The sequence below is a fragment of the Streptomyces viridochromogenes DSM 40736 genome (assembly GCF_000158955.1).
GTDB lineage: Bacteria > Actinomycetota > Actinomycetes > Streptomycetales > Streptomycetaceae > Streptomyces > Streptomyces venetus.
On sequence record NZ_GG657757.1, the window covers coordinates 3,961,211 to 3,981,176 of the forward strand.

Below are 19,966 nucleotides of genomic sequence, written 5' to 3' on the forward strand. Positions count from 1 at the left end.
TTCGCCTCCTTGCGACGACTACGGCTTACAGATGCGCGAGCTTCTCCAGCACGGGGGCGGCGGCGCGGAGTTTCGCCCACTCGTCCTCGTCGAGGTTCTCCACCAGCGAGGCCAGGAACGCGTTCCGCTTGCGGCGGCTCTCCTCGAGCATGACCTCGGCCTGCTCGGTGCGCGTCACGACCTTCTGGCGCCGGTCCTCGGGGTGCGGCTCCAGACGGACCAGTCCCTTGGACTCCAGCAGCGCCACGATGCGGGTCATCGACGGCGGCTGGACATGCTCCTTACGGGCGAGCTCGCCCGGTGTGGCGCTGCCGCACAGGGACAGGGTGCCGAGCACCGACATCTCGGTGGGGCTGAGCGACTCGTCGACCCGCTGGTGCTTGAGCCGACGGGACAGCCGCATCACGGCGGATCGGAGGGAGTTCACGGCGGCTACGTCGTCGCCATGGCTGAGGTCCGGCATGTTCTTTAGAGTAACTCATTACCCTACCTAAATACCAACCGGGGACACACAGAACACCCGTGACGTCGGCCACGGAACCGTGACACCACTCGTATGGGTGATCCGGTGGCGGAACGGGATACACCGCACCGAAGGATGCCGCGACCCTCATGGTCATGGGGACCAGTGTGCTCAGCCTGCGCATAGACCGCGAACTGCTCGAACGGCTCCGGCATCACGCCGCCAAAAGAGGAACGAGCGTCCAGGACTATGTCGTCCGGACGCTCGTTCGAGATGACTTCGACCAGCGGTTCCAGGCCGCCGTCGAGGAGTCGGAGAAGTTCTACGGCGTCACCTGACGGCCCGGTGGATCAGGATCACGTGAGACCCAGCGCCGGCATCAGGTAGTAGAAGGCGAACACCGCCGCCACCGCGTACATCGCCACCGGCACCTCCCGGCCCCGCCCGGCCGCCAGGCGCAGCACCACGAAGGTGACGAAGCCCATGCCGATGCCGTTGGTGATCGAGTACGTGAACGGCATCATCACCATCGTCACGAACGCCGGGATCGCGATCGTGTAGTCCGCCCAGTCGATCTCCTTGACCGAGCCGGCCATGATCAGGAAGCCGACCGCGAGCAGGGCCGGGGTGGCCGCCTGGGACGGCACCATCGTGGCGACCGGGGTCAGGAAGAGGGCGACGGCGAAGAGTCCGCCGGTGACGACGTTCGCGAGGCCGGTGCGGGCCCCCTCGCCGACGCCGGCCGTGGACTCGACGAAGGCGGTGGTGGCGGAGGAGGAGCTGGCACCACCGGCGGCGACCGCGAGGCCGTCGACGAACAGCACCTTGTTGATACCGGGCATCTGGCCCTGCGCGTCCGTCAGCTTCGCCTCGTCGGAGACGCCCATGATCGTGCCCATCGCGTCGAAGAAGCACGACAGCAGCACGGTGAAGACGAAGAGCACACCGGTCAGCATGCCGACCTTGCCGAAGCCGCCGAAGAGACTGACCTGGCCGACCAGGCCGAAGTCGGGGCTGGCCACCGGGTTGCCGGGCCACTTCGGGGTGGTGAGACCCCAGCTCGGCACCTTCGCCACCGCCTCGATGACCACGGCGACGACGGTCATGGCGACGATCGAGATCAGGATCGCGCCGGACACCTTGCGCACGATCAGGGCGAGGGTGAGCAGCACGCCCAGGACGAAGACCAGGACCGGCCAGCCGTCCAGGTGACCGTCGGCGCCGAGCTGGAGCGGGACGGTGGTGTGGGCGGCGTCCGGGATCCGGGAGACGAAGCCGGAGTCGACGAGGCCGATCAGCATGATGAACAGGCCGATGCCGATGGAGATGGCCTTGCGCAGCCCGTAGGGGACGGCGTTCATGACGCGCTCGCGCAGCCCGGTGGCGACCAGCAGCATGACGACGAACCCGGCGAGGACGACCATGCCCATCGCGTCCGGCCAGGACATGCGTGGGGCGAGCTGGAGGGCGACGACGGAGTTCACGCCGAGACCGGCGGCCAGCGCGATCGGCACGTTGCCGATGACGCCCATGAGCAGGGTGGTGAGCGCGGCGGTGAGGGCCGTCGCGGTGACCAGCTGCCCGTTGTCGAGCTGGTGACCGTACATGTCCTTCGCGCTGCCGAGGATGATCGGGTTCAGCACGATGATGTAGGCCATCGCGAAGAAGGTGGCGAGGCCGCCCCGGACTTCACGGGACAGGGTGCTGCCCCGCTCGGAGATCCGGAAGAAGCGGTCGAGTGCGCCGTACGTGGGCCCGGCTCCCCCTTGTTCAGGGGCGGGGGCCTTGGCGGGAGCCGAGGACGACATGTGTTTGGTGTTTCCTACGAAGAGAAGTGGTCAGACACAAACCGTTTCAGTATGAACATATAAACTCCCAATCGGCCATCTCCGCGCGTAGACCTGATCGCCTCGTAAGCTGTCCCCATGGCGAAATGGACCCCCAGACACGAGGCGCCGGAGCCCCTGGAGGGCCCCGTGGTCGCCACGATCACCGGCGGCACGATCCTCTGGTTCGTCCTCTTCCTGGTCCAGCTCCCCTTCTACGGCTGGTTCGACGACCACGGCCACACCTGGTGGCTGTGGACCTGCCTGGCCGGGGGCGGGCTCGGCTTCATCGGCATCTGGTACGTCCGCAGGCGCGATGCCGCGATCAAGCGCGCCGCCGCCCAGGACGCGCAGGCGACTCCTCCGGCCCCCTCGACACCCTCGGCCCAGTAGGACCTCCCCGCCGTGGCACCAGGGTCCGACGGTGATCCGCGGGCCCACAACCGCCGTACGACCAGGGCACGACGGCCGTCCTCCCCAGGTCGGATCTTCTCCGCATTCGGCAGGTGACGCGGCAAATCCGCACGTACCGTCGAATGCATGACGCATCTCGACGCGGGTGCCCGGCTCGACTCCACGCGGCCGGGGGCGGTCACCTCGCGCGTGACCGGCCTGACCGGTGCTCAGGTCGCCGAACGGGTGGAACGCGGACAGGTCAACGACGTGCCGGTGCGCAGCAGCCGCTCCACCGTCGACATCGTCCGTGCGAACGTCTTCACCCGGTTCAACGCGATCATCGGCGTGCTGTGGCTGATCATGCTCGTCGTCGCGCCGATCCAGGACAGCCTGTTCGGCTTCGTGATCCTCGCCAACACGGGCATCGGGATCGTCCAGGAGTGGCGGGCGAAGAAGACGCTCGACTCGCTCGCGCTGATCGGCGAGGCGCGGCCCACCGTCCGCCGGGACGGGACCTCCGGACAGGTCAGCACCTCCGAGATCGTCCTCGACGACCTGATCGAGATCGGGCCCGGCGACAAGGTCGTCGTCGACGGCGTCTGCGTCGAGGCCGACGGTCTGGAGATCGACGAGTCGCTGCTCACCGGCGAGGCCGACCCGGTCGTCAAACGCCCCGGTGACCAGGTGATGTCCGGCAGCTTCGTGGTGGCGGGCGGCGGGGCCTTCCAGGCCACCAAGGTCGGGCGGGAGGCGTACGCCGCGCAGCTCGCCGAGGAGGCGTCCCGGTTCACCCTGGTCCACTCCGAGCTGCGCTCCGGTATCTCCACGATCCTCAAGTACGTGACGTGGATGATGGTCCCGACCGCGATCGGCCTGATCATCAGCCAGCTGTTCGTGAAGAACAACGACTTCAAGGACTCCGTGGCGAGGACGGTCGGCGGGATCGTCCCGATGGTTCCCGAGGGACTGGTCCTGCTCACCTCCGTCGCCTTCGCGATCGGCGTCATCCGGCTGGGCCGCAAGCAGTGCCTCGTCCAGGAGCTGCCCGCGATCGAGGGGCTGGCCCGGGTCGACACGGTCTGCCTCGACAAGACCGGCACCCTCACCGAGGGCGGCATGGACGTCACCGAGCTGCGGCCCCTCCAGGGCGCCGACGAGACGTACGTACGCAAGGTGCTCGGCGCCCTCGGCGAGTCGGACCCGCGGCCCAACGCCTCCCTGAAGGCGATCATCGACAGCTTCCCGGCCGTCGAGGGCTGGCGCTGCACCCAGGCGCTGCCCTTCTCCTCGGCCCGCAAGTACAGCGGCGCCGCGTTCAGCGAGGGCGACGGGCAGAGCACCACGTGGCTGCTGGGCGCGCCGGACGTCCTGCTGCCCGGCGACGACCCGGCCCTCACCGAGACCGAGCGGCTGAACGAGCAGGGTCTGCGGGTGCTGCTGCTCGCCCGGGTCGACCGGGACCTCGACGACCCCGAGGTGGCCAAGGGGGCACGCCCCACCGCCCTGGTCGTGCTGGAACAGCGGCTGCGACCGGACGCAGCCGAGACGCTGCGCTACTTCGCCGACCAGGACGTGGCCGCCAAGGTCATCTCCGGCGACAACGCGGTGTCGGTCGGCGCGGTCGCCGCCAAGCTGGGCCTGGCCGGAACCACCGTGGACGCCCGCCGGCTCCCCGCCGAGCAGGACGGCATGGCGCGGTCACTCGACGAGGCCACGGTGTTCGGCCGGGTCACGCCGCAGCAGAAGCGGAACATGGTGGGCGCGTTGCAGTCGCGCGGGCACACGGTCGCGATGACGGGCGACGGCGTGAACGACGTCCTCGCCCTGAAGGACGCCGACATCGGCGTCGCGATGGGCTCCGGCTCGGAGGCGACCCGGGCGGTGGCGCAGATCGTGCTGATGGACAACAGCTTCGCGACGCTGCCGTCGGTGGTGGCCGAGGGGCGCCGCGTCATCGGCAACATCACGCGGGTCGCGACGCTGTTCCTGGTGAAGACGGTCTACTCGGTGCTGCTGGCGGTCCTGGTGGTCTGCTCACAGGTCGAGTACCCGTTCCTGCCGCGCCACCTGACCCTGCTGTCCACGCTGACGATCGGTATCCCGGCCTTCTTCCTCGCGCTCGCGCCCAACACGGAGCGCGCGAAGCCGCAGTTCGTGCGGCAGGTGATGCGGTACTCGATCCCGGGCGGAGTCGTGGCCGCGGCGGCGACCTTCGTGACGTACCTGATCGCCCGGGAGCACTACACGGGCCCCGGCGCCCTGGACGCGGAGACCAGCGTCGCGACGCTCACGCTGTTCCTCATCTCCATGTGGGTCCTGGCGATCATCGCCCGCCCGTACACCTGGTGGCGGCTCGGCCTGGTCGCCTCGATGGGCGGGGCGTTCCTGGTGGTGCTGATGGTGCCGTCGCTGCAGCACTTCTTCGCGCTGAAGCTGGTGGGGGTGACCCTGCCGTGGGCGGGGGTGGGGGTGGCGGCGGTGGCGGCGGTCGCCCTGGAGGTCGTGTGGAGGTGGGTGGACCGCCGCTTTTCCGGTTGAGCGCTGCGCCGTCGTGGCTTGTCGCGCCCGCGCGGCGGAGCCGCATATCGACAACAGCCCCGCGCCCCTTACGTTCCTCTACTGCACGTCGACGAAGTCGCCCGCGGCGTTGATCGCCGGGGTGGTCGTGGTGCCCGCGAAGGAGTAGCGGAAGTAGCCGTCCGTGGAGGCCGTGACCGTGGTGCTCAGGTTGCCCGTCGAGTTGGACTTGATCGTCTTCAGCGTGCTGTAGGTGTTGCTGTCCTTCTTGCGGAACTGGAGGTTCACCGACTGGTTGGTGTAACCGGCGTACTTGAGGGTCTCCCAGTTGGCCCGGGACAGCTTGCCGGTGACCGTGATGGTCCTGCCCTTCTTCACCGGCTCGGGCGAGGCGTTGACCGTGAGCTGGGAGGCGCGCTGGAACTGGAAGGAACCGGCCTTGTCCTTCCAGATGTAGTCGTCGTCCTTGGCATCGATCCAGGCGCTGACGTACCAGGTACCGGCGTTGGCGTTGCTGAGCATGTCCACCTTCGGGTCCACCAGCACCGAGGCGGTGCAGGTCGAGGTGGTGGAGCTCGACGCCTTGCAGGTGGGCTTGCCGGTCGAGAAGTACCCGTAGTCGGGGCCCTCCAGCGAGAACTCCTCAGCGCCCAGGATGCCCGAGTCGTCGGTGGCGGTCACGCTGACCGTGATCGTCTTCGGGCTCGATATGCCCACGGACACCTTGTTGTCGCCGTCGACGACGACCTTGGTGATCCGGGTGTCGCCGAATCCGCCGTCGGCCTGCGCGGCCGGCACGGCGAGGGCGGAGAGGGCCAGGGCGCCGGTGACGGCGGCCACGGTGGCTCGAATGCGCATGCGTTCCCCAGGTGGAGAGGGGCCCCGGTGCTCTTCGTCGGCTCTCGGGGCCCAGGTGATCGTGGAGTCTGGTGACTCACGCGATCAGATCCGCAAGGCGGTGGAAAGGTTGTACGGGAGGTGAATAATTCGTGTGAAGATCTCGCACGACCTCGCCGTCAGTCGAACCACCGGTCCCGCGCCAGTTCCTCCGTGCGCGACGGGTCCTCCAGCAGGGCCGCCACCTCGAACCGCCGCGGCCACTGCCCGGCCGCCCAGGCGAGCCCGGCCGCGACACCCTCCAGGGTGGCGGCGTGCAGGACGCCGTCCTCCGTCAGGCGCCAGTCGATCTCCACGCCGTCGACGACGAGTTCCTCGTGTTCGACGTAGGAGGAGGGGGTGCGTGAGCCGAGCAGCGCACGGACGGCGTCCGGTACGCCGTGCTCCACGCCCTCGGACGTGACCTCCCCCGTCACCGACTCGCTCAGCCGCCGCACCTGGAACAGCTCGGCCAGTTCGGCGGCGCGGGAGGGGCGGACCGGGAGGAGGGGCACCCCGGAGGTGAAGGGCAGCAGGTCCGGGGAGTCGCACACGACGGCCTCCGCCGCGTCCACGACCTCGACCCGCCCGTCGATGACGGCGCGCAGGTCGTCCGGCAGGGTCACCTGCTCCGGGTCCAGCTCGGCCAAGGCCCCGTACAGCGCGTGCAGCTGCGCGTCCGTCACCTCGCGCTCGGGATCGGCGAGGCGGTCGAGGAGTTCGGCGGCTCCGCCGGGCTCGTCGAGCAGCGCGGCGACGGACGTCCGGACGCCCAGGGCCCGCAGCACCTGTTCGTCCTCGAACCCGGTGGCGTCGGCCTCGTCGTAGAGACCGCGCAGGAGGGGGTCGCCGCCTGCCGAGCGGAGGCCCGCGGGGCGGCGGCCGTCGAGGACCGGGTTCCCGCGCAGCCACCAGGCGGTGTACGGGCGGACGGCCTCGTGCGTGCCGTCGTGCAGCAGGATCCGCACCGGCTGGACGATCGCGTCCCGCAGGGGCGGCCGCGACAGCAGGGACAGGGCCTCGGGCCACTTGTCCTCGTCGACCAGGTCCAGATCGCGGACGGCGATGATCTCGGTGGCCACCGGCGGTACCGGACTGTCCGGGAAACGGTCGAGGACGTCCTCCGACCACACGTCGACCGCGTCGAGCAGGCCCGGGTCGTCGGGCTCCGCGAAGTCGCCCTCGCGGGGCTCCAGTTCGTCGGGGTCGAGGACGACATCGGTCGCCCGGACGAGCGCGAACGTCACCAGCACCCCGCAGGCCGCCAGCGGCTGCTCGCCCCACTTGCCGGCCAGTTCGGCGTCCACCGCGGCCAGTTCGCCCTCGCGCATGACCTGGGCGAAGGGGCCGCCGGGGTAGACGAGTTCACAGGCCGGGGCCGGTTCGCCGTCCTCGTCGGGCAGGGCGAGCGCGCCGAGCCAGGGGTTCGTCACCGGGCTCCAGCCCCGCGTCCCGCACCAGCGCGAGCACGGTGTCGGCCAGCTCCTCGGCGTCGAGCGCGTCCTCCTCCCAGTTCACGCCGCCCTCGTCGTCGAGCGACGCGGCGACGGCGGCCCGCACCTGCGGGGTGGTGAGGACGGCCCGTGGGGTCGCGGGCAGGGCGCCCAGCTTCTCCAGGATCGGGTGCGCGGCGTCCGGGTGCGCGACCTTCAGGCCGAGGCGGGCCAGCACCTCCGGGTCGATCCGGGCGGCCTCCGGACTGGGCAGCAGCACCTGCCGGGGCCCGATGGTCGTACGGCCGTCCGCCAGCGGCACGGGCAGTCCCGACAGCCGGTCCGGGTCCACCCCGGCCAGGCTGTCGTAGAGCCGCCGCCACCAGCCGGGCTCCTTCTCCAGCCCGGCGAGCCGGTCGATCGCGTCGGTCAGCGGGACGCGTGCCACGCCCAGCGTGCGCAGCTCGGCGCGCCGTTCCAGCCCGGCGGGCAGCAGGGTGGGCAGCACCTCGGCGAGCACCCGCACGGTGTCCGCGCCCGCGCCCTCGACGATCTCGGCGTCCCGGGGACGGAGGGACTCCGGCAGTTCGTCGTCACCGTCGTGGGCGGCGGGCGGGACGGCGGGGGGCAGGAAGGCGGTCCGGGGCAGTCGCTCCAGGATCGCCTGGCGCAGGACGCCGTCCAGCTCGCCCTGGCCGAGCGGGCCGGGCACGAGGTCGATGAGTCCCGCGGTCACCGGCCGCCAGCCGCCGAGGAGTTCGGCGTACGCGTCGGCCGCGCGCTGGACCAGGAAGTCGGTCAGCGGACCCGGGGCGGCGTGCCGGCGGGTGGAGTCCAGCGGGAACGAGGCGATGAGCAGGGCCGGGACGCCGAGCGGCTCGTCGCTGGGCGTGGGGGCGTGTACGACCGGGCTGGTGCGGGGCCGGGCGGGGCTGCCGTCGGCGTCGACGGGCACGGCCCAGGTGACCGACCAGTGGGGGCGCAGCCGCTCCTCGACGGGCCGGCCGGCGAGCAGCTCGGGGGTGAGGGGGCCGTGCGCGGCGGAGGTGCGCCAGTGGGTGACGCCGTCCAGGGAGTCGTCGACGACGGTGAAGGGGCCGTCGGTGCGGCGGGAGATCGTCCGGGGGCTCTCGTCATGGATCTCCACGACGACCTCTTCGAGGCCGGGGAGGGCGAGCAGCAGGGCGTCGTCCACGGCCCGCAGCAGGCGTTCGGCGAGGTCGGCGGCGGGGGTGTCGCGCAGGGGGAGGATGACGGCGGTGTCGTACGGGCCGGGCGCGGAGCCCTCGGCGGCGAACGGCAGCCGTAGCAGCGGTACGTGCCCGTCGCGTCGCCGGATCTCGTCTCCGAGGCCGGGGCTGTGCCGGGCGGTGTCGGCGGCCAGTTCCCGGGCCTCGGCGAGGGACCAGCGGACCCCTCCGTGCCGGCCGACGAGGGCGGGCTCGTCGGTGACGGACAGGACGGCGGCGAAGCCGACGCCGAAACGCCCGACGGCGTGCTCGTTGGTCTCGCGCTTCGCCGACGCCCGCAGGGTCGACAGCGACTCGACACCGGCCGCGTCCAGCGGCGCCCCGGTGTTGGCGGCGACGAGGACGCCCTCCCGCAGGGTGAGCCGCAACCGCCCCGGCGCCCCGGCCCGGGCGGCGGCGTCGGCGGCGTTCTGGGCGAGCTCGACGACGAGCCGGTCCCGGTAGCCGCCGAGGACGAGGTCCTCCTCGGCGTTGGCGTCCTCACGGAACCGGGCGGGGCTGGTGGCCCAGGCGTCGAGGACACCGCGCCGCAGGCGGGCCGTACCGAACGGGTCGGCCCCCTCGGCGGCGGGCCGCACGAACTTGCTGCTCACGTTCCGTTCCTTCTCCTCGTCGACGTGAGGACGAAGGTACCGCCTGGGGAGCGGGGGGTGTCCGCCACGTCCCTCAGGAGTGGCCCAGTTCCTCGGTGTCCTCGTCCGACGTCGCCGGCACCGAACCCGAGTCGGGTGCCGGGCGCAGGGGGAACGGGTCCACCCGGGTCTCGTCGATCACCGGCGGGGCCGGCCGCGGGGGCCGGGGCATGACCGCGGCCTCGGAGTGGGCGCCGCAGCCGTAGGACAGGGAGACGAGACGGCCGTCGGCCGGGGAGAACTCGTTGGCGCAGACGCCGAAGGCCTGGCCCAGGGAGCCTCCGATGGGGACGAGGAAGCCACAGGTGGCGCAGGTCGCGGGGGCCGACTGGGCCATGGGGGTCTTGGCGCCGAACGCCTCCTCCCAGCGGTCGGCCGCGGTGTGCAGGCCGTAGCGGGAGAGCACCCGGGCGCGGCGCATGCCCAGTTCCTCCGCCACCGCCGCGACGGAGCCGCGGGACGGGGTGGGGAGGCGCGCCGGCGGGCCGGAGGTGACGTCCGCGTCCTCCGCCTCCACCAGGTCGGCCATCTCGTGCGACACGGCCGAGTTCGGCGCCGGCTCGTCCTCACCGGAGTAGCCCGGCTCCAGCCGGAGGTCCTCCGCGTCGGTGGGCAGCAGATCCCCCGGGCCCATGTCGCCCGGGCGCAGCCGCTCGCTCCACGGCACCCACTCGGGCGCGAGCACCGCGTCCGGGCCGGGCAGCAGCGCCACCTCGTCCACTGTGACGATCTTCGCGCGGGACGCCCGGGCCACCGTCGCGGCCCAGCGCCAGCCCCGGTACCCGAGCTCCCGGCACTCGAAGAAGTGCGTGACAACGCGGTCCCCCTCGGAGACCACACCCACGTGCTCGCCGACCACACCGGGCGCGGCGGCCTCCTCGGCGGCGCTGCGCGCGAGGTCGACGGCCTCGGCGCACAGACGGTCAGGGGTGCGGCTTCGCGTTGTCGCTGCGCTCACAGGTATCGCTTCTCTCCATACGCCGTCTCACGAGTGCGCCACTCCCAGCGCCAGGGCGGACGGAGCGGACCAGGGGACCGCGTCGACGTCCTTCATCCATTCTGCGGGATGGCCGAGATACGAACGCTACCCTTCCGCCCTCCTTCGCGTACACCGACGGTGCCATGACCCGACCAATCGGACAGTCACCCCACAGGCCCTAATACAAGCGGTAACGGCACTACCCACGGCCTTCACGGGGCACTATGACGACGTGGCAGCCGCGAAGACGCCCCCGGGCGCCACCGGGACCGGTGGGTCGAAAGGGGTCAAGGGAAACAGCCGACTGAGCGGAACGGGCCGTCTGGGCGGCTCCTTCCGCCGGCTCGGCCGTGCCCTGCACTTCCCGGTGACCCGCACCGCCCGCGGCATCCGCAAGGCCACCCACGCGCACGGCGCCGGCGAGTCCGGCCTCGGCAAGCTGATCGAGCTGCACGCTGTGAACGGCGCCGGAGACATGATGATCACCGTCGCCCTCGCGTCGACCGTGTTCTTCTCCGTGCCGACCGACGAGGCCCGGGGCCGGGTCGCGCTGTACCTCGCCATCACCATGGCGCCCTTCACCCTCCTCGCGCCGGTGGTCGGCCCCCTCCTCGACCGCGTCCCGCACGGCCGCCGCGCGGCGATGGCCTGCGCGATGCTCGCCCGGGCGCTGCTCGCGATCGTCCTGTCCGGCGCGGTCGTCAGCGGCAGCATCGAGCTGTACCCGGCGGCACTCGGCGTCCTCGTCGCCTCGAAGGCGTACGGGGTGGTCAGAAGCGCCGTCGTGCCCCGGCTGCTGCCGCCCGGCTTCTCCCTGGTGAAGGCCAACTCGCGCGTCACCCTCGGCGGGCTCCTCGCCACCGGCATCGCCGCGCCGGTCGGCGCCGGGCTCCAGCAGATCGGACCGCGCTGGCCCCTCATCGGCGCCTTCGTGATCTTCGTAGCGGGAACGTTCCTGTCGTTCAGGCTGCCGCCGAAGGTCGACTCCGCCAAGGGCGAGGACCGCGCCCTGCTGGCCGCCGACGAACAGCACCTGCACGGACCGCACCGCCGGCCCGTCAAGCGCCCCGGGCTGCGCACGGTCGGACCGGCCGTCACCCATGCCCTGGCCGTCAACGCCTCCATCCGCTGTCTCACCGGCTTCCTGATCTTCTTCCTCGCCTTCCTGCTCCGCGAGCACCCGATCTCCGGCCAGAGCGCGGCCGTGTCCCTCGGGATAGTCGGCGTCTCGGCGGGCGCGGGCAACGCGCTCGGCACGGCCGTCGGGGCCTGGCTGCGCTCCCGGGCGCCGGAGATCATCATCGTGACGGTCGTGGCGTGCGTGTTCGGTGTGGCGATCCTGGCGGCGTTGTTCTTCAGTGCCGTCCTGGTGGCCGCTCTGGCCGCGGTGGCCGGGTTCGCGCAGGCCCTGGCCAAGCTGTCCCTCGACGCGCTGATCCAGCGGGACGTGCCCGAGCTGGTCCGTACGTCGGCCTTCGCCCGCTCCGAGACCCTGCTGCAGATGTCCTGGGTGCTGGGCGGGGCGATCGGCATCGTGATGCCGCTCAACGGCACGGCCGGGCTGGCGGTGGGCGCGGCCATCGTCGGCGCGGGCTGGGTGACGACCGTGCGGGGGCTGATCGACTCGGCCCGGCGCGGCGGCACGACGCGGACGCGGGTGGCGTAGCGCCCTTCTGGCGGATCTCCTGTTGGGTCTCCTGGTGGGTCTCCTGGTGGATCTCCTGGTGGATCTCCGTCGAGCCGCACCCCGCGTGGGCGGTCCGACGCGCGTGCCCGATAGCCTTCGCCCATGACCAGGTTGCCCCGCGGCGAAGCCGCTGATGGATTCCGTGCTGTGCGACGCCGCCGCGTCGTCGCCGCCGCCGGCGTCGTATCCGCCGGACTGCTCGTCCTGTCGGCCTGTGACAAGCCGACTCCGATCGCCACGGTCACCGTGGGTCAGGACTCGGTGAACTCAGAGGCCACCTGTGGCGGCGAGGGCGACGCCCTGAAGCCGTCCGACCTCACGCAGTGCCTGAAGGACAAGGGCATCAAGACCATCTCGGTCGACCCGGACGAGACCGTGCGCTTCGGCGTCGACCCGGAGATCGCCGACGAGGGCTGGACGATCCTGATGAACGGTCAGCCACTGACCGACTCCAGCACGAAGACGTACCGCACCATTCCGGGCAGCGTGTTCTTCAACGCGCAGTACGGGGCGCAGGGCAACTCGACGCTGGTGTCCATCAAGGAGGGCGCGAAGGACACCTCCGGGCTCTGGAACTTCAAGCTCGAGAAGGACGCCTGATCGCTGCCGCTGGGGTTAGCCGGGTGCTTGTCGCCACCGCGGTTCCTGTGGAGAGGGATGCGGTGGTGTCGGCCTTCGGCGGGTTGTCGCCGGGGTCCGATGCCGAGGTACTCGGCGCTGTGGGCCGTGCCCACGTCGGGAGCAGCGATTCGGCTGCTCACGGCAGCGGCGGGGTCGACGTGATCGTCGTCGGGGTCGGGCCCGGGCTTGCCGGTGCTTCGACCGGCTCTGCGCTCACCGCCGCCTCCCTCCAGGGCCACCCGTACGACCTCGTCGTCTCCGCCGGGATCGGCGGGGGGTTTCTGCCCGACGCGCCCGTCGGGTCCCTCGTCGTCGCTGATGAGATCGTCGCGGCCGATCTGGGGGCCGAGACCGAGGACGGGTTCCTGTCGGTCACCGAGCTCGGGTTCGGGACGGTCAGGCATCAGCCGCCCGGGGACCTCGTTCGGCTGGTCGCCGACGCGGCCGGGGCCCGCCCCGGGGCCGTGCTCACCGTGTCGACCGCGACCGGGACCGCGAGCCGGGCCGCCGCGCTCCGCGAGCGGCACCCCACCGCGCTCGCCGAGGCCATGGAGGGGTTCGGGGTCGCCGAGGCCGCCGTCGCGCACGGAGTGCCCGTGCTGGAGGTCCGGGCGATCTCCAACCCCGTCGGGCCCCGGGATCGTGCCGCCTGGCGCATCGGGGACGCCCTGGCCGCTTTGACCGGGGGTTTCGGGAAGCTCGTGCCCGTACTGGAGAGTTGGAACAGGCATGACAGTTGAGCAGCTGCAGATCGCGTACTCCCCCTGCCCGAACGACACCTTCGTCTTCGACGCCCTGGCGCACGGCCGCGTCCCCGGCGCCCCCGCGCTGGACGTGACCTTCGCCGACATCGACATCACCAACGGCATGGCCGAGCGCGGCGAGTTCGACGTGCTGAAGGTGTCGTACGCCGTGCTGCCGTACGTTCTGGACGACTACGCGCTGCTGCCCTGCGGGGGCGCGCTGGGGCGGGGCTGCGGGCCGCTGGTGCTGACCCGGGAGGCGGACGTCGACTTGGCCGGCCGTACCGTCGCCGTGCCCAGCGAGAGGTCCACCGCCTACCTGCTGTTCCGGCTGTGGGCCGCGGACACCCTGGACGGCGGGGTCGGCGAGATCGTCGTCATGCCGTTCCACGAGATCATGCCCGCGGTGCGGGACGGGAAGGTCGACGCGGGGCTCGTCATCCACGAGGCGCGCTTCACGTACCGGAACTACGGGCTGCACAAGCTCGCCGACATGGGCGAGCACTGGGAGAACACCACCGGGCTGCCCATCCCGCTGGGCGCGATCATCGCCAAGCGGTCGCTGGGCGAGCAGAAGCTGCGGCTGCTGGCCGACTCGATCCGGACGTCCGTGCGGGCCGCCTGGGACGACCCCGAGGCGTCGCGCCCCTACGTCATGGAACACGCCCAGGAGATGGACCCGGCCGTCGCCGACCAGCACATCGGGCTGTACGTCAACGAGTTCACCGCCGACCTCGGCGAGGACGGCTACGCCGCCGTACGCGGGCTGCTGACCCGCGCGGCGGCCGAGGGACTGGTACCGCCCCTCGGCCCGAACGGGCTGCGTTTCCCGTAGGAGGCTCTCAGGGCCTCAGACGTCCAACTGGTCGGCGACCGCGCGCAGCAGGCCGGCGATCTTCTTGCCTGCGGTCTTCTCGGGGTAGCGGCCCCGCTCCAGCATCGGCGTGATGTTCTCCAGGAGCGTCGTCAGATCCTGGACGATGGAGGCCAGCTCGTCCGGCTTCTTGCGGGTCGCGGCGGCGACGGACGGGGTCGGGTCCAGGATCGCCAGGGACAGCGCCTGGTCGCCGCGCTGTCCGGCGACGACACCGAACTCCACCCGCTGGCCCGGCTTGAGCGTCTCGACTCCGGCGGGGAGGACCGAGGAATGGACGAAGACGTCACCGCCGTCGTCGCGGGAGAGAAAGCCGAAGCCCTTCTCGCTGTTGAACCACTTGACCTTGCCGGTAGGCACGTCTGTCCTCGTCCTCGTACTCGTCGGAAAACTGCTTCTGAAACGGCTCTTGATAGCACTCGGGCGGGTCGTACGGACCCGCCGGTACCAAGGCTAATGCTCTTCAGGCCGGTGACAAGACGTCACCCGGTTGTTCCTTCGCGCTGGGAACTACCCTGGTCGGGTGCGTGACAAAACCCAAACGAATTCCGCCGCTCCCGGTGACCGTCTGGTCCGTGCCGGCGCCGTCGTGTTCTTCATCGGTGCCGTGGCCACACTGGTCACGGTCGCCCCGCTGTTCCTCGGGACGACGCCCTTTCCGACGTACATGTTCGGATTGAGCATGCTCATGGCAGTCGGATTCCTGATGGCCGGCGCGGGAGTACTGCGTTCCGTGGCAGCCGGACGGCGTCAGGCGCGTGCGGGACGGTAGTCCGAAAACCAGCCGGGAAATTCGGTCAGGTCCGTGAGAACGACGTCCGCGCCCGCCGCGCGCAGTTCCTCCGGCGAGCAGGGGCCGGTCGCCACGGCGACCGACAGCGCGCCGGCCGCCCGGGCGCCGCGTACGTCTCCGACGTGGTCGCCGACGTAGACCCCCGCGCCGTGCTCGCGCAGCGCCTCCGCCTTCTGCTCGGCCCACAGGTCACCGATGACGGCGTCGGGTTCGATGCCGAGGTGGGCCAGGTGCAGTTTGGCGTTGGGCTCGTACTTGGCGGTGACGACTATCGCGCGTCCGCCGGCCTCCCGTACGGCCGCTATGGCCTCCCGGGCGCCGGGCAGTGCCGGGGTCTTGGCGACGGCGATGGCCGGGTACATCTCCCGGTACACGTCGGCCACGGTCGCGACCTCTTCCTCCGGGAACCAGTTGATCAGCTCCTCGGCCAGCGGCGGCCCGAGCCGCGTGACCGCCAGGTCGGCGTCGATGTAGGTCCCCGTCCGCTCGGACAGTGCCTGGTAGCAGGCGCGGATGCCGGGGCGGGAGTCGATGAGGGTCATGTCGAGGTCGAAGCCGACGGTAATAGCCACTCCGCCATTCTGCCCGCCCCGAGCTACGGGCAGTCGTGCCGCCGGGGCGATGGGGGTCCCCCTGCTCGAGCGAAACCGAGAGCTCGGGGGAGGGTGGGAGGCACCCCGCACCGCCGGGCTGCGCAACACCCCAGCACCCACGCCCCGGGGCGGCCGTCACCGCTGCCGCTGAGACCTCCACACCAGGAACAACGCCGAGGCCACCGCCGCCCCCCGCACCACCCATGGCCACGTCTCCGCCACCGCCGCATTCACATGCCCTTCGGCGACAGGCGCACCCCAGCGGTCGTTCATCCTCCCCCAGAGCCAGACCAGCCCCCCGACCACGGCGAGGCTCGGCAGAATCACCACCGCCCACTTCGTCTCCGCCTGGGTCAGACGACGGGAGGCGTACGCGATGAGCCAGCCGAGAAGCAGGACGAACCAGTTGCCGACAACGGCACCCGCGACGAGGAGGCCCGCGGCGATCAGCAGGAGCGGGTTGCTCCACCCGCCGGCCGGGAGACGCGGAAGCCGCCGCCGGCCCCCGGCTTTCTCCGCCACCTCGGCCGCCTCGACCGCCTCGACCACAGGGACGGTGTCCTTCTCAGCGCCCTTCCCCGCCTCCTTCTCCACCTTTCGCTGCTGCGGCGGCTTCAGCAGGTCCGGCAGCTCCACACCGCCCACGAAGCCCGGCACCTCGTCGCCCACGCCGAACGGGCTGCTGTCCACCCGCCACCAGTCCGGCTGGACCACGCCGTCCCCGAGTTCGTGCCCGGCGGCCAGGTGCGGCGGGGCCGCGCCCTCGGAGGCGGCCGGACGCGGTTCCTCGGCGGACCGCTCCGGGCGGGGACGCGGCACGACGCGCCGGAGCACCCCCCTCGGACGCTCACCGCGCTCGTCCTCCGCAGCGCGCGGCTCCCGGTCGCGCTGCACGGGGACGGCGGCGGGCGCGCTCTCCGGCGCACCGCCGGAAGAAGTGCCATAAGCAGTGCCGGTACGGTCGGCGGCCGCCGTCACGACATCGTCGGGGCTGCCGATGCGGGACAGGATGCGGCGGACGGCGGCGGGCGAGTCGACGGTGGCTTTCGCGCGGCGCTTGTCGATCTCGTCGCGCAGGTCCGCGACCAGGCGCATGCGGGTGGCCGACGACAACTGCCGCTGCTGGGCCACGTCGCCGACACGGCTCAGATACTCGTAAACGACCTGGTCGCTCTCAATCCCCACGAAGTCCCCTCCGGGGCGTGTGCGTTGGCTGACGCCGTCGGACGACGGTACCGCGAGTGCGCGCGGGTGGCACAAAAGCCCCGACACCGTCCCGGCTACCGCCCCGGCATCGCCCCGGCGCCCGGCAGCGGTCGGTCGGCTCACCCGCCGGAGGCGACCCGCTAACGTGGACCGGATGAGCACCGAGGACAGGCCCCCGGCCCCCCGTTCCCTCGCGGAAGCGCTCCGCGGGCGGGACGACGTGTCGCTGGGCGGGCTCCTGCGCAGCCGACCGGATCTCATCACGCCCGTGCCGACCGACCTCACACAGCTCGCGACCCGGGCAGGCACCCGGGCCTCGGTCGTGCGGGCCCTGGAGCGGCTGGACCGGTTCGCGCTCCAGACGGCGGAGGCGCTGGCCGTGGCGGCCGACCCGGCGACCTACGACGAGCTGCTCGGGCTCATGGCCGGGGACGAGGCCGACCCGGCCGTCGTCGCAGCCCTGCCGCACGCCCTGGACACCCTGCGCGAGCAGGCCCTGGTCTGGGGCGGCGACGACCGGCTGCGGCTGGTCCGTACCGCCCGTGAGCTGCTGGCTCCCGCTCCGCAGCACCCCTCGCCGACGGGTCTGGGTCCGACGGTCCAGGAGGCCACCGCCGGGATGTCGCCGGGGCGGATCCAGGAGATCGTCGTGGCCGCCGGGCTGCCCTCGACCCACGACTCGGTCTCCGCGGTGACCGCCCTCTCCGGCCTGTTCACCCACCGGAAGCGGATGGCCGCGCTGCTCGCCGGGGCTCCGGCCGACTCCCTGGAGGTGCTGGAGCGTCTGGTGTGGGGGCCGCCGTACGGGCAGGTCACTCCCGACCCGGCGCCCCGGCTGCGCTGGCTGCTGGACCGGGGCCTGCTGCTGCCGACGGCGCCCGGGACGGTCGTCCTGCCGCGTGAGGTGGCCCTGCATCTGCGGCGGGGGCTCGCGCACCGGACGCCGGAGCCGGTGCCGCCGGTGGTCGAGGCCGCAGCCGTTCATCGTCCACAGGTTGTGGACAGCACCGCGGCCGGGCAGGCGTACACCGCGCTCGCGACCGTCGAGGAGCTGCTGAAGGACTGGGACGAGGGCGGCCCGGCGGTGCTGCGGGCCGGTGGGCTGAGCGTGCGGGACCTGAAGCGGACCTCCGTCGCCCTGGACGCGTCGGAGCCGGTCGCCGCGTTCTGGGTGGAACTGGCGTACGCGGCGGGCCTGATCGCCTCGGACGGTGAGGCCGACGAGCGGTACGCGGCGACCCCGGAGTACGACGAGTGGCGGGAGCTGCCCGCCGCCGAACGGTGGTCGCGGCTGGCCACGGCGTGGCTCGCGGCGACCCGGACGGCGGGTCTGGTGGGCGGGCGGGACGCGAAGGACCGTACGTTGTCGGCGCTCGGGCCGGGCCTGGACCGTTCGGCGGCGCCCGAGGTACGGCACCGGGTGCTGGGGCTGCTGGCCGGGCTGCCCGAGGGCGCCGCGCCGGACGCCGGGTCGGTCCTGGCCCGGCTGCGCTGGGAGCGGCCCCTGCGCGGCGACCGGCGCGAGGACGACCTGCGCGGCCGTCTCGCCGAGTGGGCGCTGTCCGAGGCGGAGCTGCTGGGTGTCACCGGCCGGGGCGCGCTGTCGGCGCACGGCCGGGCCCTGCTGGGCGCCCCGGCGGCGCCGTCCGGCCCGGGCGAGGCACCTTCCGGTCCCGGCGACAAGCTCCCCGTCCACCACCGGCCGGCCCCGCCGCGCGCCCGGCTCTCCCCGGCCGAACAGGCCGTCGCCTCCGCCGCCGCGGTCCGGCTCCTCACGCCCCTGCTGCCCGAACCGCTGGATCACGTGCTGCTCCAGGCCGACCTGACGGCGGTCGCGCCCGGCCCGCTGGAGAAGCACCTCGCCGACATGCTCGGGGTGCTCGCGGACGTCGAGTCCAAGGGCGGGGCGACCGTCTACCGGTTCACGCCCGGCTCGGTGCGGCGCGCCCTCGACGCCGGGCAGGCCGCCTCCGACCTGCACGCCTTCCTCACCGCGCACTCCCGTACACCGGTGCCGCAGCCGCTCGCCTACCTGATCGACGACGTGGCCCGCAGGCACGGGCAGCTGCGGGTGGGCGCGGCCTCGGCGTACGTGCGCTGCGACGACGACGCCGTGCTCAGCGAGATCCTCGCCGACAAGCGGGCCGCGGCGCTGGGGCTGCGCCGGCTCGCCCCGACCGTGCTGGCCGCGCAGGCCGACCCCGCGGGGCTGCTGGAGGGGCTGCGCGCGATGGGGTTCGCGCCGGCCGCCGAGTCCGCCGAGGGCGATGTGCTGATCACCCGTGCCCTCGCCCACCGCACCCCGCCCCGCAGCGCGCCCGAGCCGGTCCCGGACGGCCCGCCGGTCCCCGACGACACCCTCCTCGCGGCGGCGCTGCGCGCGATCCGGGCGGGTGACCTGGCCTCCACCACCCCGCGCAAGCCCGGCACGGCGCCCACGGCGGGCGGTGAGCTGCCCCGCACCGGTTCCGCCGAGACCCTCGCCACCATGCAGGCCGCCGTCCTGACCGGCGAGGCCGTGTGGATCGGCTACGTCAACGCCGAGGGCACCGCCAGCCAGCGGGTCATCGCCCCGATCCGCGTCGAGGGCGGCTTCGTCACGGCGTACGACCACACGGCGGACGAGGTCCGTACGTATCCGCTGCACCGGGTCACGGGGGTCGCGGAGCTCGCCGACGACGCGGGCTGACGGCCGCTCCACCGGCCGGGCGTGTCTCACCCGTTCGGGTGCACGCCGATGTTCATGCACGCCACGCCGGGGAGTTCCCACCCTTGGGCGAGCTTGCCGGGCGGGTCGCATCGCGCCGGGTGCTCGGGGGCAGCCACCGGGTGTCCTGTGAGTGCTGCCGAAAGGAAGTCCCCGCATGCGTGCTGCCCGTCGAGTCGCCGCCGTCCTGGCCACCGCCGCCCTGATGATGTTCGGCGGACTCGCCACTCCGGCCGCGGCGGTCGGCATCGATGTCGCCGGCCTCGTCATCGAGACGCCGCAGATCTGATCCGCCCGCGCGCACCCGCCGGGGCCGGTCCCCGCCTTCCGGGCCGGCCCGCGGTGCGGCGTCCCCCGCCGCTCCGTAGGT

At 72.4% G+C, this 19,966-nt stretch carries 17 protein-coding genes and 1 pseudogene; 10 read left to right on the top strand and 8 right to left on the bottom strand.

All coding sequences use genetic code 11. The features are described from left to right. Positions 1 to 25: 25 nt before the first annotated feature. A complete protein-coding gene (locus SSQG_RS17285) occupies positions 26 to 463 on the bottom strand; it encodes a MarR family winged helix-turn-helix transcriptional regulator (protein WP_003991094.1) in 438 nt (145 codons plus the stop codon). A gap of 149 nt (positions 464 to 612) precedes the next feature. Here SSQG_RS17285 and SSQG_RS17290 point away from each other — a divergent pair, with 149 nt between their 5' ends. Continuing rightward, the gene (locus SSQG_RS17290; protein WP_003991095.1) at positions 613 to 801 is read left to right on the top strand and encodes a ribbon-helix-helix protein, CopG family; all 189 of its coding nucleotides are present in this window, start codon (positions 613 to 615) and stop codon (positions 799 to 801) included. Positions 802 to 819: 18 nt separating this feature from the next. Here SSQG_RS17290 and SSQG_RS17295 read toward each other — a convergent pair whose 3' ends face one another. Beyond that, entirely contained in the window at positions 820 to 2,271 is a 1,452-nt protein-coding gene (locus tag SSQG_RS17295) for an NCS2 family permease (protein WP_003991096.1), read from the bottom strand. Positions 2,272 to 2,388: 117 nt separating this feature from the next. Here SSQG_RS17295 and SSQG_RS17300 point away from each other — a divergent pair, with 117 nt between their 5' ends. Both SSQG_RS17300 and SSQG_RS17305 read left to right on the top strand, forming a co-directional pair. Continuing rightward, positions 2,389 to 2,682: a DUF2530 domain-containing protein gene (locus tag SSQG_RS17300; RefSeq protein WP_003991097.1), complete on the top strand. Its 294-nt coding sequence runs from the start codon at positions 2,389 to 2,391 to the stop codon at positions 2,680 to 2,682. A gap of 147 nt (positions 2,683 to 2,829) precedes the next feature. After that, a complete protein-coding gene (locus tag SSQG_RS17305; RefSeq protein ID WP_003991098.1) occupies positions 2,830 to 5,223 on the top strand; it encodes an HAD-IC family P-type ATPase in 2,394 nt (797 codons plus the stop codon). Between the two features lie 78 nt (positions 5,224 to 5,301). Here SSQG_RS17305 and SSQG_RS17310 read toward each other — a convergent pair whose 3' ends face one another. From SSQG_RS17310 to SSQG_RS17320, 3 genes and pseudogenes are all read right to left on the bottom strand, one after another. Continuing rightward, positions 5,302 to 6,060: a hypothetical protein gene (locus SSQG_RS17310; RefSeq protein WP_003991099.1), complete on the bottom strand. Its 759-nt coding sequence runs from the start codon at positions 6,058 to 6,060 to the stop codon at positions 5,302 to 5,304. Between the two features lie 158 nt (positions 6,061 to 6,218). Beyond that, positions 6,219 to 9,354: pseudogene (locus SSQG_RS17315) on the bottom strand (sacsin N-terminal ATP-binding-like domain-containing protein). 73 nt (positions 9,355 to 9,427) lie between these two features. Beyond that, positions 9,428 to 10,351, bottom strand: a complete 924-nt coding sequence (locus SSQG_RS17320; RefSeq protein WP_003991101.1) for a DUF3027 domain-containing protein — start codon at positions 10,349 to 10,351, stop codon at positions 9,428 to 9,430. A 253-nt stretch (positions 10,352 to 10,604) separates the two neighbouring features. Here SSQG_RS17320 and SSQG_RS17325 point away from each other — a divergent pair, with 253 nt between their 5' ends. From SSQG_RS17325 to SSQG_RS17340, 4 genes are all read left to right on the top strand, one after another. After that, positions 10,605 to 12,038: an MFS transporter gene (locus tag SSQG_RS17325; RefSeq protein WP_039932943.1), complete on the top strand. Its 1,434-nt coding sequence runs from the start codon at positions 10,605 to 10,607 to the stop codon at positions 12,036 to 12,038. A gap of 123 nt (positions 12,039 to 12,161) precedes the next feature. Continuing rightward, a complete protein-coding gene (locus tag SSQG_RS17330; protein ID WP_244299159.1) occupies positions 12,162 to 12,659 on the top strand; it encodes a DUF2771 domain-containing protein in 498 nt (165 codons plus the stop codon). Next, the gene (locus SSQG_RS17335; RefSeq protein ID WP_244299499.1) at positions 12,629 to 13,420 is read left to right on the top strand and encodes a futalosine hydrolase; all 792 of its coding nucleotides are present in this window, start codon (positions 12,629 to 12,631) and stop codon (positions 13,418 to 13,420) included. Before SSQG_RS17330 ends, SSQG_RS17335 begins: the two co-directional genes overlap by 31 nt. Next, on the top strand, positions 13,410 to 14,258 hold the full coding sequence (locus SSQG_RS17340; RefSeq protein WP_003991105.1) for a 1,4-dihydroxy-6-naphthoate synthase: 849 nt from the start codon (positions 13,410 to 13,412) through the stop codon (positions 14,256 to 14,258). Before SSQG_RS17335 ends, SSQG_RS17340 begins: the two co-directional genes overlap by 11 nt. Before the next feature lie 15 nt (positions 14,259 to 14,273). Here the strand turns inward: SSQG_RS17340 and SSQG_RS43460 are convergent, their stop codons facing one another. Further along, positions 14,274 to 14,657, bottom strand: a complete 384-nt coding sequence (locus SSQG_RS43460) for a cold-shock protein (protein ID WP_003991106.1) — start codon at positions 14,655 to 14,657, stop codon at positions 14,274 to 14,276. A gap of 163 nt (positions 14,658 to 14,820) precedes the next feature. Here SSQG_RS43460 and SSQG_RS42755 point away from each other — a divergent pair, with 163 nt between their 5' ends. Next, complete coding sequence (locus tag SSQG_RS42755) at positions 14,821 to 15,069, top strand: hypothetical protein (protein WP_039932946.1); 249 nt, start codon at positions 14,821 to 14,823, stop codon at positions 15,067 to 15,069. On the opposite strand, the gene SSQG_RS17355 is transcribed toward SSQG_RS42755, so the two are convergent. Beyond that, positions 15,048 to 15,662: an HAD family hydrolase gene (locus SSQG_RS17355; RefSeq protein ID WP_039932948.1), complete on the bottom strand. Its 615-nt coding sequence runs from the start codon at positions 15,660 to 15,662 to the stop codon at positions 15,048 to 15,050. The genes SSQG_RS42755 and SSQG_RS17355 overlap by 22 nt on opposite strands. Before the next feature lie 156 nt (positions 15,663 to 15,818). Beyond that, complete coding sequence (locus tag SSQG_RS17360) at positions 15,819 to 16,868, bottom strand: hypothetical protein (RefSeq protein WP_003991109.1); 1,050 nt, start codon at positions 16,866 to 16,868, stop codon at positions 15,819 to 15,821. A gap of 175 nt (positions 16,869 to 17,043) precedes the next feature. On the opposite strand from SSQG_RS17360, the gene SSQG_RS17365 reads away from it, so the two are divergent. Together SSQG_RS17365 and SSQG_RS43465 are read left to right on the top strand one after the other, a co-directional pair. Further along, complete coding sequence (locus SSQG_RS17365; RefSeq protein WP_039932951.1) at positions 17,044 to 19,578, top strand: helicase C-terminal domain-containing protein; 2,535 nt, start codon at positions 17,044 to 17,046, stop codon at positions 19,576 to 19,578. A gap of 175 nt (positions 19,579 to 19,753) precedes the next feature. Next, entirely contained in the window at positions 19,754 to 19,885 is a 132-nt protein-coding gene (locus tag SSQG_RS43465; RefSeq protein ID WP_276327078.1) for a hypothetical protein, read from the top strand. Positions 19,886 to 19,966: the final 81 nt, after the last annotated feature.

Bases quoted from the DNA above. Each gene is read 5' to 3' on its own strand.
- SSQG_RS17285 (WP_003991094.1), bottom strand. From the start codon at position 463: ATGCCGGACCTCAGCCATGGCGACGACGTAGCCGCCGTGAACTCCCTC.
- SSQG_RS17290 (WP_003991095.1), top strand. From the start codon at position 613: ATGGTCATGGGGACCAGTGTGCTCAGCCTGCGCATAGACCGCGAACTG.
- SSQG_RS17295 (WP_003991096.1), bottom strand. From the start codon at position 2,271: ATGTCGTCCTCGGCTCCCGCCAAGGCCCCCGCCCCTGAACAAGGGGGA.
- SSQG_RS17300 (WP_003991097.1), top strand. From the start codon at position 2,389: ATGGCGAAATGGACCCCCAGACACGAGGCGCCGGAGCCCCTGGAGGGC.
- SSQG_RS17305 (WP_003991098.1), top strand. From the start codon at position 2,830: ATGACGCATCTCGACGCGGGTGCCCGGCTCGACTCCACGCGGCCGGGG.
- SSQG_RS17310 (WP_003991099.1), bottom strand. From the start codon at position 6,060: ATGCGCATTCGAGCCACCGTGGCCGCCGTCACCGGCGCCCTGGCCCTC.
- SSQG_RS17330 (WP_244299159.1), top strand. From the start codon at position 12,162: ATGACCAGGTTGCCCCGCGGCGAAGCCGCTGATGGATTCCGTGCTGTG.
- SSQG_RS17340 (WP_003991105.1), top strand. From the start codon at position 13,410: ATGACAGTTGAGCAGCTGCAGATCGCGTACTCCCCCTGCCCGAACGAC.
- SSQG_RS17365 (WP_039932951.1), top strand. From the start codon at position 17,044: ATGAGCACCGAGGACAGGCCCCCGGCCCCCCGTTCCCTCGCGGAAGCG.
- SSQG_RS43465 (WP_276327078.1), top strand. From the start codon at position 19,754: ATGCGTGCTGCCCGTCGAGTCGCCGCCGTCCTGGCCACCGCCGCCCTG.